12 protein-coding genes and 1 pseudogene are annotated in these 14,677 nt (G+C 70.5%); 6 read left to right on the plus strand and 7 right to left on the minus strand.

Annotated features, from left to right (window positions below):
* Positions 1 to 3 precede the first annotated feature (3 nt).
* The 4 genes from GCU69_RS30660 to GCU69_RS30675 all read left to right on the plus strand — a co-directional run bounded on the left by GCU69_RS30660 (position 4) and on the right by GCU69_RS30675 (position 5,684).
* Complete coding sequence (locus GCU69_RS30660; RefSeq protein ID WP_156207830.1) at positions 4 to 2,388, plus strand: phosphoketolase family protein; 2,385 nt, start codon at positions 4 to 6, stop codon at positions 2,386 to 2,388.
* Between the two features lie 239 nt (positions 2,389 to 2,627).
* Positions 2,628 to 3,239, plus strand: coding sequence for a DoxX family membrane protein (locus tag GCU69_RS30665; RefSeq protein WP_156207831.1), 612 nt, complete (start codon positions 2,628 to 2,630; stop codon positions 3,237 to 3,239).
* Positions 3,240 to 3,334: 95 nt separating this feature from the next.
* On the plus strand, positions 3,335 to 4,351 hold the full coding sequence (gene gap, locus GCU69_RS30670; protein WP_098754998.1) for a type I glyceraldehyde-3-phosphate dehydrogenase: 1,017 nt from the start codon (positions 3,335 to 3,337) through the stop codon (positions 4,349 to 4,351).
* Between the two features lie 430 nt (positions 4,352 to 4,781).
* A complete protein-coding gene (locus GCU69_RS30675; protein ID WP_098754999.1) occupies positions 4,782 to 5,684 on the plus strand; it encodes a universal stress protein in 903 nt (300 codons plus the stop codon).
* 234 nt (positions 5,685 to 5,918) lie between these two features.
* Here GCU69_RS30675 and GCU69_RS30680 read toward each other — a convergent pair whose 3' ends face one another.
* The gene (locus GCU69_RS30680) at positions 5,919 to 6,059 is read right to left on the minus strand and encodes a hypothetical protein (RefSeq protein ID WP_156207832.1); all 141 of its coding nucleotides are present in this window, start codon (positions 6,057 to 6,059) and stop codon (positions 5,919 to 5,921) included.
* 530 nt (positions 6,060 to 6,589) lie between these two features.
* Positions 6,590 to 7,480 carry an SDR family NAD(P)-dependent oxidoreductase gene (locus tag GCU69_RS30685; protein ID WP_156207833.1) on the minus strand — a complete coding sequence of 297 codons (891 nt, stop codon included), beginning with the start codon at positions 7,478 to 7,480 and terminating at the stop codon, positions 6,590 to 6,592.
* Positions 7,481 to 7,547: 67 nt separating this feature from the next.
* On the opposite strand from GCU69_RS30685, the gene GCU69_RS30690 reads away from it, so the two are divergent.
* The gene (locus tag GCU69_RS30690; protein ID WP_235978810.1) at positions 7,548 to 8,141 is read left to right on the plus strand and encodes a TetR family transcriptional regulator; all 594 of its coding nucleotides are present in this window, start codon (positions 7,548 to 7,550) and stop codon (positions 8,139 to 8,141) included.
* 153 nt (positions 8,142 to 8,294) lie between these two features.
* Here the strand turns inward: GCU69_RS30690 and GCU69_RS30695 are convergent.
* The 4 genes and pseudogenes from GCU69_RS30695 to GCU69_RS33105 all read right to left on the minus strand — a co-directional run.
* Positions 8,295 to 8,972 (minus strand): annotated as a pseudogene (locus GCU69_RS30695) (IS5 family transposase); the annotation flags it as partial.
* Between the two features lie 136 nt (positions 8,973 to 9,108).
* Positions 9,109 to 10,305: an FAD-dependent monooxygenase gene (locus GCU69_RS30700; protein ID WP_170315979.1), complete on the minus strand. Its 1,197-nt coding sequence runs from the start codon at positions 10,303 to 10,305 to the stop codon at positions 9,109 to 9,111.
* A gap of 5 nt (positions 10,306 to 10,310) precedes the next feature.
* The gene (locus GCU69_RS30705; RefSeq protein WP_156207834.1) at positions 10,311 to 11,519 is read right to left on the minus strand and encodes an FAD-dependent monooxygenase; all 1,209 of its coding nucleotides are present in this window, start codon (positions 11,517 to 11,519) and stop codon (positions 10,311 to 10,313) included.
* A gap of 39 nt (positions 11,520 to 11,558) precedes the next feature.
* Positions 11,559 to 12,521, minus strand: a complete 963-nt coding sequence (locus tag GCU69_RS33105; RefSeq protein ID WP_218038007.1) for a quinone oxidoreductase family protein — start codon at positions 12,519 to 12,521, stop codon at positions 11,559 to 11,561.
* Between the two features lie 61 nt (positions 12,522 to 12,582).
* Between GCU69_RS33105 and GCU69_RS30715 the strand changes: the two genes are divergently transcribed.
* Entirely contained in the window at positions 12,583 to 13,221 is a 639-nt protein-coding gene (locus tag GCU69_RS30715; RefSeq protein ID WP_156207835.1) for a TetR/AcrR family transcriptional regulator C-terminal domain-containing protein, read from the plus strand.
* A 1-nt stretch (position 13,222) separates the two neighbouring features.
* Here the strand turns inward: GCU69_RS30715 and GCU69_RS30720 are convergent, their stop codons facing one another.
* Positions 13,223 to 14,650, minus strand: coding sequence for an MFS transporter (locus GCU69_RS30720; protein ID WP_098755006.1), 1,428 nt, complete (start codon positions 14,648 to 14,650; stop codon positions 13,223 to 13,225).
* Between the last annotated feature and the right edge of the window lie 27 nt (positions 14,651 to 14,677).

Consider the following 14,677-nt stretch of genomic DNA (forward strand, 5'->3'; position numbering starts at 1 on the left):
ATCATGCACGACACCCCGGTCACGGCTGCCGCCGACCTGTCCGACGACGAGCTGCGGGCCCTCGACGCCCACTGGCGCGCCGCGAACTACCTCTCGGTCGGCCAGATCTACCTGATGTCCAATCCACTGCTGGCCGAGCCGCTGCGTCCGGAACACGTCAAACCACGGCTGCTCGGCCACTGGGGCACATCCCCCGGCCTGAACCTGGTGCACACCCACCTCAACCGGGTCGTCAAGGCCCGTGGCCGGAAAGCCCTGTGCGTCTGGGGACCGGGCCACGGCGGACCGGCCGTGCTGGCCAACTCCTGGCTGGAGGGCAGCTACTCCGAAACGTATCCGGACGTCGGACGCGACGCGGAGGGCATGGCGCGCCTCTTCCGTCAGTTCTCCTTCCCCGGCGGAGTGCCCAGCCATGTCGCCCCGGAGACCCCGGGATCCATTCACGAGGGAGGCGAGCTGGGCTACTCCCTCTCCCACGCCTACGGTGCTGCTCTGGACAACCCCGACCTGCTCGTCGCCTGCGTCATCGGGGACGGCGAGGCCGAGACCGGCCCACTGGCCGCCTCGTGGCACGGGAACAAGTTCCTCGACCCGGTCCACGACGGGGCCGTCCTGCCGATCCTGCACCTCAACGGCTACAAGATCGCCAACCCCTCCGTGCTGGCACGCCTCCCCGAGCAGGAACTCGACGAGCTGCTGCGCGGCTACGGCCACGAGCCGATCCACGTCACCGGTGAGATCCCGGCGACCGTCCACCTCACCATGGCCCGGGCCATGGACACCGCCCTCGACCGCATCACCCTGATCCAGCGCACCGCCAGAGAGGAGAATGTCACCGAGCGTCCTCGCTGGCCCGTCATCGTGCTCCGCACTCCCAAGGGATGGACCGGGCCGGCCGAGGTCGACGGCCTCCCCGTGGAAGGAACGTGGCGTTCCCACCAGGTCCCGCTGACCGCCGTCCGTGAAAACCCCCGGCAGCTGCGGCTGCTGGAGCGCTGGCTGCGCTCCTACTCCCCGCAGGAGCTGTTCGACGAGCGTGGCCGGCCGACAGCGGAAGTCCTCGCCTGTGTGCCGGACGGCGACCTCCGCCTGGGCTCGACACCGCACGCCAACGGCGGTCTGCTGCTGTGCGACCTGCCCGTCCCGGCACTGGAACGGCACGCTGTCCCGGTCGACAAACCGGGCATGACGCTGCACGAGCCCACCCGCGTCCTCGGCGGACTGCTGGAGGAGGTCATGGAAGCCACCACGGACCGCCGGGACTTCCGCCTCGTCGGACCGGACGAGACCGCCTCCAACCGCCTCCAGGCCGTGTACGGCGCGAGCGGCAAGGCCTGGCAGGCGGAGATCCTGGACGTCGACGACCACCTGGACCGGCACGGCCGGGTCATGGAAATCCTGTCCGAGCACACCTGCCAGGGCTGGCTGGAGGGCTATCTGCTCACCGGCCGGCACGGCCTGTTCTCCTGCTACGAGGCCTTCGTCCACATCGTCGACTCGATGGTCAACCAGCACATCAAGTGGCTGCGCACCACCCGGGCCCTGCCCTGGCGCCGCCCCATCGCCTCATTGAACTACCTGCTCACCTCCCATGTCTGGCGGCAGGACCACAACGGCTTCTCCCACCAGGACCCGGGCTTCGTCGACCACGTCCTCAACAAGTCCCCCGAGGTCGTACGCGTCTATCTCCCGCCGGACACCAACACCTTGCTGTCGGTGGCGGACCATGTGCTGCGCAGCCGCGACTACGTCAATGTCGTCGTCGCCGGAAAGCAGCCGTGTTTCGACTGGCTCGGGCTGGAGGCCGCCCGCGCCCACTGTGCCCGCGGCGCCGGGATCTGGGAGTGGGCCGGCACCGAGGACGGCGCCCACGAGCCGGACGTGGTGCTGGCCTGCGCGGGTGACGTGCCCACGCAGGAAGTGCTGGCTGCCGCGTCGCTGCTGCGCCGTCATCTGCCGCAGCTGGCCGTTCGGGTGGTCAACGTCGTCGACCTGGCCCGGCTGCTGCCCGGCGAGGAGCATCCGCACGGCATGCCCGACCCGGAATACGACGCGCTGTTCACCCGCGACAAACCGGTCGTTTTCGCCTACCACGGCTACCCGTGGCTGATCCACCGTCTCGCCTACCGCCGAGCGGGCCACCCTCACCTGCACGTCCGCGGCTACAAGGAGATCGGCACCACCACGACCCCCTTCGACATGGTCGTCCGCAACGATCTGGACCGCTACCGCCTCGTCATGGACGTCATCGACCGCGTCCCCGGCCTGGCCGTGCGGGCCGCGCCGGTACGCCAGCTGATGGAGGACACCCGGCTGCGCCACCACGCCTGGATCCGGGAGCACGGCACCGACCTGCCCGAGGTCACGGACTGGACCTGGACCGACTGACCCACCGCACAGCGGCGAGGGGCCGCCCGGGTGCCGGGCGCCCCCTCGCCGCTGTGCGGCATGAAGCCCGAGGGTCCCGTCGGATCAGGGCCGTTCGGCCCTGAGGCCGGGGCCCTCCGCCTCCAGCGCACCACGCGCCCGCTGCGCGACATTGAAAACAGAACGACCAACGTACACAAGGCACGGAACGTGCAGCACCCACCGAGCGAACCACCGAGACATCCGGAAGAGGGACCGTCATGGCCGTCCAGCAGGAACCCCGCATCACCAGCAGCATGCAGATCCCCGCCCAACGAGCAGCCCGGACCGCACCCGAGCACGGTGCCGTCATGACCCCGACGGCGGCCAAGACCTTCGCCGTCGTCCGCATCGTCACCGGCTTCGTCTTCCTCTGGGCCTTCCTGGACAAGACCTTCGGCTGGCACTACGCCACCCCCGCCGGCAAGGGATGGGTCGACGGCGGCTCCCCCACACAGGGCTTCCTCAGCGGTGTGGCAGTGGGCCCGCTGGAGTCCGTCTTCCACGAGTGGGCCGGGAACGCCTGGATCGACTGGCTGTTCATGCTCGGCCTGCTCGGCATCGGTCTGGCCCTGCTGAGCGGAGTCGCGCTCCGGCTCACCGCCCTCGCGGGCACTCTGATGATGGCCCTGATGTGGGCCGCCGAATGGCCGCTCGCCCAGCACCTCTCCGACGGTGCGCCGAGCATGTCGACCAACCCGGTCGCGGACTACCACCTGCTGTACGCGCTGGTCCTCATCGCCCTCGCCGCCGGCTACGCCGGCAACACCTGGGGCCTCGGCCGTGTCTGGGCCCGCCTCCCCTTCGTCCACCGCCACCCCTGGCTCCTGTGACCGTACCCGCGGTCCCGGGCGGGCGGCCCTCGATTCCGTCACCCGCCCGGGGTCTCCCGGCACGGGACCAAGCCCCTCCACACCGAGGAACCGACATGACCGTTCGCGTAGGCATCAACGGATTCGGCCGCATCGGGCGCAACTTCCTGCGCAGCACCCTGTCCCGAGCGGTCGACGACACGACACCGGTCGCGGTGGTGGCGGTCAACGACATCGCCCCTACAGCGACTTTGGCCCATCTCCTGGAGTACGACTCGACCTACGGCCGGCTCCGCGGCACCGTCACCCACGACAGCGAGTCGATCACCGTCGACGGACACCGCATCGCCGTGACCGCCGAGCGCGACCCGGCCTCCCTGCCCTGGGCGGCGCACGGCGTGGACATCGTCATCGAGGCCACCGGCCGCTTCCGCGCCCGGGACGACGCCGCGCTGCATCTGAAGGCCGGGGCTCGAAAGGTACTCGTCTCCGCCCCGGGCTCGAACATGGACGCCACCGTGGTGATGGGGGTCAACGAGACCGACTACGACCCTGCCGCTCACCACATCGTCTCCAACGCCTCCTGCACCACCAACTGCGTCGCACCGATGGCCAAGGTCCTCCACGAGCGGTTCGGAATCGTCAAAGGCCTGATGACGACCGTCCACGGCTACACCAATGACCAGGCACTCCTCGACAGCCCGCACAAAGACCTGCGCCGCGCCCGTTCGGCCGCCGTGAGCATCATTCCGACCAGCACCGGCGCCGCCCGTGCCGTCGGGCTCGTCCTGCCCGATCTCACCGGCGCCCTGGACGGCATCGCCGTACGGGTCCCCGTCGAGGACGGATCCCTCACCGACCTCGCCGTGGTGCTCCGCCGCCCGGCCACCGCCGAGGAGGTGAACTCCGCCTTCGCCGAGGCCGCCGCCGGCCCGCTCAGCGGCGTCCTCAAGGTAAGCAGCGCGCCGATCGTCTCCCGTGACGTCATCGGTGACCCGGCGTCCTGCGTCGTGGACGCCGACCTGACCCAGGCACAGGGCGACTTCGTCAAAGTCTTCGGCTGGTACGACAACGAATGGGGCTACAGCAACCGCCTGCTCGACCTCACGAAATACGTCGCAGCCAGACTGTGACCACACGCCGCAGCCCGGCCGCGCGGACCGCGGTCGCCTGTGGCACCGGAACGGATCCGGCCCGGTCTCTCTCAGAGGCACCGGGCCGGATCCGTTCTGCTGGGTGCGGCGGCCGTGCTACTCCCGTCCCAAGCCACGCTTTCACCCGCCGGATCTCCATGGTGGCCTCCCTGCCCACCGGGCCCGCCCGCCCACGGCCAGGCCCGGCCTTGAGCCATCGGCTCCGGCGACCACGCAACAAGTCGTCACGCCCTGCCTTCCCGTCGGGCATCCCTCCCCGCGCCACCACTGCCGGGGCACGACCGGCCCTGCTCCCATGGGCCGTTCGGTCCCGGTCAGGGACCTGCGACCCCTCTTCCCCGGGAGCCCCGGGCGCGACTCTGAAGCGGAACCACTCCTGTTCAACGATTCCCATCCGGAGGTACCGACCATGTCCCGTCCCGTGACCCTGGGCCTGGACGGCTCGCGCGAGAGCCTGACCGCCGCCGACTGGGCTGCCCGCGAAGCGCTGCTGCGCGGACTGCCGCTGCGGATCGTCCACGTGTGGCAAGCCTTGGGCTATCCCCAACCGCCCCTGATCGACCTTCCCACCCAGCGCCACTTCGCGGAGCGGATCCTGCGCGAGGCCACCGCCGAACTTCGCGACCGCTACCCCGAGCTGGACATCACGGCGCAGCAGTTGTCGGGCCGACCCGCCGAGATCCTGTCGAACGTCGCGGACGACGCAGACATGCTCGTACTCGGCTCCCGTGGACTCGGCGCCCTCACCGGCTTCCTGCTGAGTTCCGTGGCACTGGCCACCGTGGCCCACACGGACCGCCCGATCGTCCTCGTACGGGCCGGTGAGCAGGCCGGCGAAGAGCGCCGGCCGGTTTCCTCCGGGGATATGCCCGCCTCCGCCCCGTACCGCGATGTGGTGCTCGGCCTGGACCTGTCCGGCCCGTGCGACGCCCTGATCGAGTTTGCCTTCGACGCCGCCGCCCGGCGCGCGGCCCGGCTGCGCGTCGTACACGGCTGGAGCCTGCCACCGGCTTACCGCAACGACCCCGGGGCTCTCGACCCGGACCGCACCGTCAAACTGACCACGGAGGAGGCCAACAGGCTTTCCGACGCCCTGCGCCCCTGGCGGGACAAGTTCCCCGGCGTCGAGATCGTCGAGCAGGCCGTGATCGGCCGACCGGCCCGCCATCTGGTGGAGGCCTCATCCGACGCCTCCCTGATGGTCGTCGGCAGGCGCACCCGCCGTACGCCGGTCGGCCGCCGCATCGGCGCCGTCACCCACGCGGTGATGCACCACTGCGCCGTCCCGGTCGCCGTCGTCCCACACGACTGAGGACCCGGCCGCCCCTCACCATCCGGTGACGGGCACCCGCCCGTGTCCCGGCGAGCGTGACCGCCGGGACACGGGCCGCCCTGTCGGGAGCGCGCCGCCCGTGGTGAGCCCGGGCCTGCCCGTGTTGCAGACGAAGACGGGTCGACTGCCGAAAAGCGACCGGACCGCGATGCAGCGCGGCCTCATCGCTCACCGGTGATCGCAAGACAGCAACGTCGCCCGTCCTCTGTCACATCAACGAGCCGACATCCCGGAGGCGCCCCGCGGATCATCGACGGCACCACCCTTCTTCCCACGTTCCGGGGCCGGGACCGCCTTCCGCTGCTTGCGCAGTTGTCGAACAGTGCCGTCGTCCTTGTGGTGAGTGTGGTTCATTCCTGGCACCTCCTCTCCGGAGGGGAGGTGTGCACGGAGGGCGGTGAGGTCGGCCGAGGCGTTCGCCGAGCATTCGGTACCGGGGTGTGGATTCCTACGGTCCGGCCGGAGACTCCTGGGCCACCGGCGTGCCGCCGATGCGTTCGCGTAAGCCTTCGTGCAGCGGGTACAGAATCTCCCGTGGAAGTCCGGCCGATGCCTCGTCGATGCGATCGGCCGAGCGCCCGGTGGCCACCGGGCAGTGAAAGCCTGGTGACCTCGACGTCCTCGACCCGTTCACCACGGCATCTCTGCGTTCGTCAGAGCTTGTAGCCGCCGCTCGCCTCGATGACCTGGGCAGTCACCCAGCGGCTTTCGTCGGATCAACCCGAGGCCAGTATTAGAGCGTCGCCGCTGTGGTGCCTCACGTCCAGGTGGACCATGTGCCCGGGCCGGCGGGCAATGATCTTGCCGGGCCTGCGGTTGGTCCGGAGGGCTGAGCGGGGCGTTGCGATGCACCATGAGCACGTCCACTCTCGTCGGTGGCAGGGTTACGCCGTGGTCGGACGGTCGCGCTGCATCTCGCACAGCTCCCAGATGGTGTTGCGGGTGGTGCCGTCCAGGACGACATCGGGCCACGGGGTCGGCTTGGCCTTGCTGTTGAAGTAGGCGCCGTTCGTTCTGCGCTCCTCGGGGCTGGAGGCGAGGTACACGCTGGAGCGCGTGGCCCTCAGCAGCGCCCGGTGGCCGTAGACGACGGGCATCGCCAGCCGCAGCAACGGGACAATCGGGCGGGCCAGTGGCGGATAGGTGCCGACGGTGAGGTTCTTGTTCATCGAGGTGTAGGCGTGGCCGGGGTAGGCGACGTTCAGCGTCACCGGTGTGGCCGCAAGTTCCTGGGCGAAGCGGTAGCTCATCGCCATCTGCGCCAGCTTGGTCTGGTTGTAGAACGACAGCCCGACATAGGATTTCTCGCCCTGCAGGTTGTTGAGGTCGATCTGCCCCCGGGGGATGCCGCCGGTGATGTTGATGACCCGGGCCTGCCTGGACGCGGTCAGGGCCGGCATCAGCCAGTGGGTGAGGCAGAACGGCGCGACCACGTTGACCGCGAACGCGGTCTCGATGCCGTCCTCGGTCACCTCGCGGTGGGATCGGGTCGCTCCGGCGTTGTTGATCAGCACGTCCACCACGCCGCCGGCCCGGCCGCTGGCCTCCTGGGCGAGGCGACGGACGTCGCGCAGCCGGGACATGTCGGCCGTGATCGCCGTGACGTCGTCATTCCCGCTGGTGTGACGAAGATCCGCCACGGCAGCGTCGGCGCGGCACTTGTCCCGTCCGACGAGGATCACGCTCGCGCCGAGCGCGGCCAACTGTCGCGCGGTCTCCTTGCCGATGCCACCCGTGCTGCCGGTCACCATGACGATCTTGCCTTCCACTGACACCACCCCATTCGCGATCTGTCACTTGGTGACATGATAGTCATCGAATGATGCAAAGTAGACTGGGTGCATGAAAGAGGGACTGCGCGAACGCACCCGCCGAGCAGTGCGGGCGGAACTCGCCAAAGTGGCCGTCGACCTGTTCACCCGCCAGGGCTTCGACGAGACGACCGTCGAGGACATCGCCCGAGCAGCCGGCATGACGAAGCGCAGCTTCTTCCGTTACTTCCCGACCAAGGAAGACGTCGTCTTCGACGGCATCGACCTCACCGGAGAGAGCGTCGTCGCCGACATCGCAGCGCGACCAGCAGGCGAAGGGCCGTGGGAGTGCCTGCACCAGGTCCTGCAGGCTTGGCAGGAAGAGGTCCACGCCAGTGAGCAGGCGCTCGCAACCATCCGCCTGATCGAGGCAACGCCCGCACTGGCCGGGCGACTCCACCAACGCAGAACCGAATGGCGCAGGCGAGTCAGCGATGCGCTCCGAGATCGGCCAGGGACCGACCTCGACCCGTACACCGCGGACCTGCTCACCAACGCCGCCACGGCCGTACTCGACGCCGTATCCAGCCAGTGGGCCCGATCAGACGGGAACGCGGACCGCCCAGCCCTGCTGGACCAGGGGTTCAATCAGGTCCACGTTGATCCCAGCCCGCGGCAGGTGTGACCCGCCTCCCCGTCATCAACGTCCTGCCCCGCAGCAACTAGCCAGCCCTTGACTGTGGCTAGCACTCGAACCTGCGACCAACGGCCGAGCCGCCGCCCATCTGTCTGGTGTCCTGCCGAGGACTCGAGCCTCCGGACTGGGGCGGTTTATCTGTCACGGCCGGGAGCCTGAGACGGACACCTCTTCCGCGGGGCACCGTTGATTCGTGGCACCCCGCAGGCCTAGCGACAAGAGCGGCCAACACAATGAGCGAAGCTGTCGGTGGGTGATCAGGCGGCAGGCCAGTTTGAGGAAGGCTTCGTGCATGCCGGCTCGTCGTTCCCAGCGGATGCGTATGGCGGGCGCGGACCTGGTCGCGGTAGACGTCGTGGTCGTAGCCGCGGTCGGCGAACAGTGCGTCCGGTCGGCTGCGCGGGTGGCCGGCGCGTCCACGGATCGGGGGGATGGCGTCCAGTAGCGGCAGGAGCTGGGTGACATCGTTGCGGTTACCGCCGGTGAGGACGACGGCGAGCGGAGTGCCGTGTCCGTCGGTGATCAGGTGGTGCTTGGAGCCTGTCCGTCCCCGGTCGACCGGCGACGGGCCCGTCTGGAGCCCCCTTTTACGGCCCGCACGTGGCTGGAGTCGACCACGGCCCGGGACCAGTCCAGCCGGGCAGCGGCGTTCAGTTCGGCCGGCAGCACCTCGTGCAGGTACTGCCAGACGCCGGTCTCGTGCCAGTCCCGCAGCCGGCGCCAGCAGGTCATGCCCGAGCCGAAGCCCAACTCCTGGGGCAGGTGCTCCCACTGGATGCCGTTGCAGAGCACGAACAAGATCCCGCACAGAGCCTGCCGGACCGGGCACCCCCAGCATCATCGGCAGGGCCGAATCCGTCACGAGCAGGGGCGCGAGCCCCCCGGCCACCACGATGCCCGCAGCTCACCAGGCTCCGGCGTCACGCATCGTCCCTCCTCGACGCGGACACCGTCGTCACCGCGACGTGCCGGACGGCGCCAAGGCCTGCGGGCCGCCCGCCTCCGTCGCCAGTTGGCGGCCGCGGATCCTGCGGGCCAGACCGACGAGGACCGAGCGCAGCGCCTCGGCCCGACGGCTGGACGGGACGAACATCTGCTGCTTGAGCCGAGCGGTGCGCTGGTGCTTGGTGATGAACGGACGCAGCCCGGCCTCCCAGGCGTCCAGGGCGGCGGCGAGGTCGTCGGGGTGCTCCTGCAGGGCCGCGCCCAGTGCGGCGCCGCCGCGCAGCGAGGACGTGGCGCCCATGCCCGAGTACAGGTTCATGCACCACGCCGCATCCCCCACCAGCACGACCCGCCCCGCGCTCCACCGCTCCATCCGCACCTGGTGCACCGAGTCGAACAGGTGGTCAGGGGCCTCTTCCAGGGAGCCCAGGACGTGGCGCACCACGGGGTCGTCCATCCCGGAGAAGACCGCGCGCAGCCGCTCGACCCGCGACCCGCTGAACTGCTCCTGGATGTCCCTTGTCCGGTAGGTCAGCAGCGCAGTGGGCGCGTGGTCGGCGAGCCCGAACACCCACACCGCACGCTTGGCGCGCGCGATGATGATGCTGTCGCTCGCCTCGTACGTGGGCACCTGCTCCTTCAGCTGGAAGGCGCAGATCATCGCGTTCCACGTGGTCAGGTGGTCCTCGTGCGGACCGAACACGATCCGGCGCACGCTGGAACGCATCCCGTCCGCGCCGACCACCAGGTCGAAGCTCTCGCGGTGCCGGGCACCGGTGTCGGCGTTCTCGAGCAGGACCTGCACCTCGGCAGGACCCTCGGTGATCGCGACCGGAGTGGTCGCGAACCGCACCTCGACGCCCGCGATGCTCTGCCACAGCGCGGCCTCGATGTCGCCGCGCAGCACCGCTGCCGGCCCTCCGGGCTGGTCCAGGAATCCCAGAGCCGGCCTGCGCCTACCCCGACGATCCACCGACCACGAGTTCGCGCCCGGTCTCCGTTCCGGGTTGCGGGTGTGCAGGTGGTCGGCGATCCCCAGGTCGACCGCGGCCTGCCGCCCCTCCGGGAACAGCCCGACGAAGTAGCCCCCGGTACGCCGCTCCGGCGCCCGTTCGACGATCACCGGCGTCCAGCCGGCCCGGCGCAGCCCGATCGCCGCGGACATCCCCGCGATCCCGAGCCCCACCACCAACGCCCTCTTCCGCATGGTCGTCACCGCGCCGTGCCGGACAGGGCCGACGATGCGGCGTACTCCGCCGTCATCCGGCGGTGGACAACCTTGCGGATCAGTTCGAGGACGCCCGAACTCAGCACCTCGACCGGCCGGCTGGACGGGACGAACCTCTGTTGCTTGGCCCGTGCGGAACGCTGCTGCCTGGTGATGTAGGGACGCAGGCCGGTCTCATGGGCCGCCAGGGCGGCGGCGAGGTCGTCGGGGTGCTCCTGCAGGGCCGCGCCCAGTGCGGCGCCGCCGCGCAGCGAGGACGTGGCGCCCATGCCCGAGTACAGGTTCATGCACCACGCCGCATCCCCCACCAGCACGACCCGCCCCGCGCTCCACCGCTCCATCCGCACCTGGTGCACCGAGTCGAACACGTGGTCAGGGGCCTCCTCCAGGCAGTCCAGGACGTGGCGCACCACGGGGTCGTCCATCCCGGAGAAGACCGCGCGCAGCTGCTCGATCGCCGACCCGGCGAACCGGTCCGGGATGTCCTCGGTGCGGTAGGTCAGCCACGCGCAGGGCGCGTGGTCGGCGAGTCCGAACACCCACACCGCACGCTTGGGGCGCGCGACGAGGATGCTGTCACTCGCCTCGTAGGAGGGGACCTGCTCCTTCAGCTGGAACGCGCAGATCATCGCCTTCCAGTTGACCATGTAGTCCTCGTCCGGGCCGAACACCATCCGGCGCACGCTCGAGCGCATCCCGTCCGCGCCGACCACGAGATCGAAGTCCTCGCGGTACCGCTTCCCGGCGCCGGCGTCCTCGAGCAGGACCTGCACCCCGCCGGCGCCCTCGGTGATCTCGACCGGAGTGGTCGCGAACCGCACCTCGACCGCGTCCTCGGTTCCGTTCCCGGCGATGCCCTGCCACAGCGCGGCCTCGATGTCGCTGCGCAGCACCGATGCCAGCCCGCTGGGCGCGTCCAGCAGTCCCAGAGCCGGCTTGCGCCTGCCCCGGCGATCCACCGACCACGAGTTCCCGCCCGGTCTCCATTCCGGGTTGCGGGTGTGCAGGTGGCCGGCGATCCCCAGGTCGGCCGCGGCCTGCAAACCCTCCTGGAACATGAAGATGTAGTAGCCCCAGGTCCGACGCTCGGGCGCCCGTTCGACGATCACGGGCGTCCATCCCGCCTGACGCAGCCCGATCGCCGCGGACATCCCCGCGATCCCGAGCCCGACCACTAAAGCCCTCTTCTGCATGACTCTCCCCTCTCCGATCACGATCGACTGGTGGACGGCTCAGTCCGGCACGACGACGACGCGGCTGCGGCCGGTGTGCGCCCACGCCTCACCGACCCGGCTCAGCGGGAACGCGGTGTAGGGCAGGTGCAGGGACCCGTCGGCGAACCGGGCCATGACCTCGGGCGCCTCGGCGAGCATCTCCTCGGCGGACACCGATCCGGCGCCGCTGCCGGTGATCCGGATCCGCCGGCTGCGCAGCAGGTCCGCGGGCAGCGATGCCTCCACGCCCGCGAGCGAACCGATCTGCACGTAGGACGTGTTCGCCTCGGTGTCCTCGCCGCTGCGGCCCAGCGCGGCGAAGGTCGCCTCGGCGACGGGCCCCCACAGGTAGTCCAGCACGAGACCGGGCGACGTCTCGGACACGGCATCAGCCAGAGCCTGCTCCAGGCCGCCGGGCCCGTCCTGGGCCAGCGACACGGTCGTCGCTCCCGCGCCGCGCAGCCGCTCCAGGGCCTCCGGATCGCGCCCGGCGGCGATGACCCGCTCCGCCCCGAGCGCCAGCGCCCCCTGCACGGCGAGGGTGCCCGACATCCCTGTGGCGCCGAGCACCAGCACGGTGCCCAACGCCCCCACTTCCCTGCGCCGCGTGGTCAGGACCATCCAGCCGGACAGGCCCGGGTTCATGCCCGCGGCGATCGCGAGCGGATCCGCCCCCGCCGGAATCTCCGCCTGGAAGGGAGCGACCAGCCGCTCGGCCATCGTCCCGAAGGGCGGACGTGCGTACCCGGTGTAGACCAGTCGCCCGTCGCCGGTGCGGGCGACCGCGTCGATGCCCGGCACCAGCGGATACCTCATCCGGCCGCGGCCGTAGTGCCGCCCGGTGGCCAGCCCGCGCACGACGTTGTGCAGGCCGGCTCCGACGAGGTGCAGGGGCTCGGAACCGGGCGGGACCGCCGGCTCGGGGAAGTCGGCGCAGACGGGCGACGCATCGGGGGCGGTGACGACTGCAGCACGCATCATGGCTCTCCTTAACTAAGTTCAATGCTGGCCAGCATGCCTGAACACCGTTAAGGTGTCAACCATGACCAAGGGCATCACCCGGGAGCGGATCGTCACGGCGGCGCTCGAACTCCTCGACGACCAGGGCATGGACGCCCTCACCGTCCGCGCGCTCGCCTCCCGGCTGGACGTCCGTGCCCCCGCCCTCTACTGGCACGTGCGCAACAAGCAGGAGCTGCTCGACGAGATGGCCACCGAGGTCATGCGCCGCGTGGCCGGAGCCTTCGCCGCGGTCCCGCCGGGCGACGGGTGGCGTGACGACCTCGCCGCCTACGCCCGCGTGCTGCGCTCGGAGTACCTGCTCCACCGCGACGGGGCCCGCATCTTCAGCGGCACCCGGATCACCGACCCGGACGTGGTCCGCACGAAGGAGCCGTTGTTCGAACGCTGGACCGCGTCCGGCTGGCAGCCCGCCGACGCGGACGACGCCATCGACCTGGTCACCGCGTTCGTCGTCGGCTTCGTCATTGAGGAGCAGGAGAGGCGCCAGGCCGCCGGGGCCGATCCGTCGCGCTACTCGATCGACCAGCGCGACGCCTGGCTCGGCGAAGGTGCGTCACTGGTCAAGGAGGCCGGGCACCTCCACGACGACGGCGACCGGCGGTTCGAACGGCACCTCGGCATGGTCCTCGACGGGATTGCCGCCCGGCTGGACGCGTGACTCACCCGCGCCTGCGCACCAGCACCGTCGCGAGCACCGCGGCCGCGACGAGCGCCGCGCCACCCATCAGGATGTAGACCTGCACCCCGGCCAGGGAGTTCGCGGCGACCCCCGCGACGAGCGAGTCGGTGGCTGTCGCGTTGAGCAGCATCGCGCCGACGAAGTTGAGCACGACCGACCCGACGCAGAGCACGACCGCCACCAGGCTGCCGATCGCACCGTGGTTTTCGGGCGGTGTCATGACGGTCGCGAGGTTGAAGCTGGAGGCGATGCCCGCGCCGGCGGCCACCCCGAGCAGGGTGGCGCAGACCAGCCCGACCGGGAGCACCGAGATGCCCACGAGCATCCCGAACGTGGCCAACAGCCCCACCGCGATCCCGGCGAGCAGCGTGCGCGCCGGACCGATCCGGGACGCGAGGACACCCGACACCGGACCGCCGATCATGATCCCGACCGCGGACAGCACGAACAACGCGAGCACCACGTCGCCACCGCCGAGGCCGTAGCCGAGGCCGAGTTCTGGCGGCACTTCCGCAACGAGGCTCTTCAGCTGCAGCATGCTCTGCACCGCGCCGGCCGTGAGCGCCACCGCTCCCAGCGTCAACGCCAGCGACCCGCTGTGCCCACGCAGGTCGACGATCGGATCGGGGACCCGCAGCACGTGCCGCACCCCGGCGGCCAGCGCGATGACGCCGCCGACCAGCGCGGCCAGCAGACCCGGGTTCGCCCAGCCCACGTCCGGGGCCATGCTGACGCTGCCGAGCACCGCGACCAGACCGGAACCGAGCAGCAGCGCCCCGGCGAGGTCGACCGACCCGCCGGAGCGGATCGGCGGCTCCGGGATGAACAGCCGCACGGTGACCGCGCAGACCATCGCGAGAGCGGTGGCGACGACGAAGACGCTCCGGTAGCCGAACGCGTCGATCGCCGGGTTCAACAGGAACATCGCGGGGATCCCCAGTACCGACGCGCCTGTGGTCACGACGCCGACGGCGGCCATCCCGACCCGTGGGGTGCAGACCTGGCGGGTGATCGCCACCGTGAGCAGGACCGCTCCCATGGCCGCGCCCTGCAGGAACCGCCCGAGCACGAAGACGACGACATTCGGCGCGACCAGGCAGACCAGCGATCCCGCGAGCGTGACGAGCATGGTGACGACGAGGATCCGGCGCTTGCCGTGGATGTCGGCGTTGCGCCCGAGTAACGGCGCCCACATCGCGCCCGCCAGCATTGCGCTCGAGTTGAGCCACGCGGCCTGGTCGGTCCGGAAGTGCTGCATCATGTCCGGCAACGCCAGCAGCGGGGCGACGATGACCAGGTCGGCCAACAGGTTCGCCCCGACGAGGATCACCAACCAGCCGACCAGCCGACCGCTCCACGTGTCCGCCGCGACGCCCGACGGGCGCGCCACCGACGTGACTTGCACCATGAGTTCTCTCCAGGTAGCGGCAGCCGG

Origin of the sequence: Streptomyces lycii (assembly GCF_009735685.1) — a bacterium.
In the GTDB taxonomy this organism is placed as follows: Bacteria; Actinomycetota; Actinomycetes; order Streptomycetales; family Streptomycetaceae; genus Streptomyces; species Streptomyces lycii.

Excerpts from the sequence above, each read along its gene's own strand:
- GCU69_RS30660 (WP_156207830.1), top strand. The coding sequence starts at position 4 with ATGCACGACACCCCGGTCACGGCTGCCGCCGACCTGTCCGACGACGAG.
- GCU69_RS30665 (WP_156207831.1), top strand. The coding sequence starts at position 2,628 with ATGGCCGTCCAGCAGGAACCCCGCATCACCAGCAGCATGCAGATCCCC.
- gap (WP_098754998.1), top strand. The coding sequence starts at position 3,335 with ATGACCGTTCGCGTAGGCATCAACGGATTCGGCCGCATCGGGCGCAAC.
- GCU69_RS30675 (WP_098754999.1), top strand. The coding sequence starts at position 4,782 with ATGTCCCGTCCCGTGACCCTGGGCCTGGACGGCTCGCGCGAGAGCCTG.
- GCU69_RS30680 (WP_156207832.1), bottom strand. The coding sequence starts at position 6,059 with ATGAACCACACTCACCACAAGGACGACGGCACTGTTCGACAACTGCGC.
- GCU69_RS30690 (WP_235978810.1), top strand. The coding sequence starts at position 7,548 with ATGAAAGAGGGACTGCGCGAACGCACCCGCCGAGCAGTGCGGGCGGAA.
- GCU69_RS30700 (WP_170315979.1), bottom strand. The coding sequence starts at position 10,305 with ATGCGGAAGAGGGCGTTGGTGGTGGGGCTCGGGATCGCGGGGATGTCC.
- GCU69_RS30705 (WP_156207834.1), bottom strand. The coding sequence starts at position 11,519 with ATGCAGAAGAGGGCTTTAGTGGTCGGGCTCGGGATCGCGGGGATGTCC.
- GCU69_RS33105 (WP_218038007.1), bottom strand. The coding sequence starts at position 12,521 with ATGATGCGTGCTGCAGTCGTCACCGCCCCCGATGCGTCGCCCGTCTGC.
- GCU69_RS30715 (WP_156207835.1), top strand. The coding sequence starts at position 12,583 with ATGACCAAGGGCATCACCCGGGAGCGGATCGTCACGGCGGCGCTCGAA.
- GCU69_RS30720 (WP_098755006.1), bottom strand. The coding sequence starts at position 14,650 with ATGGTGCAAGTCACGTCGGTGGCGCGCCCGTCGGGCGTCGCGGCGGAC.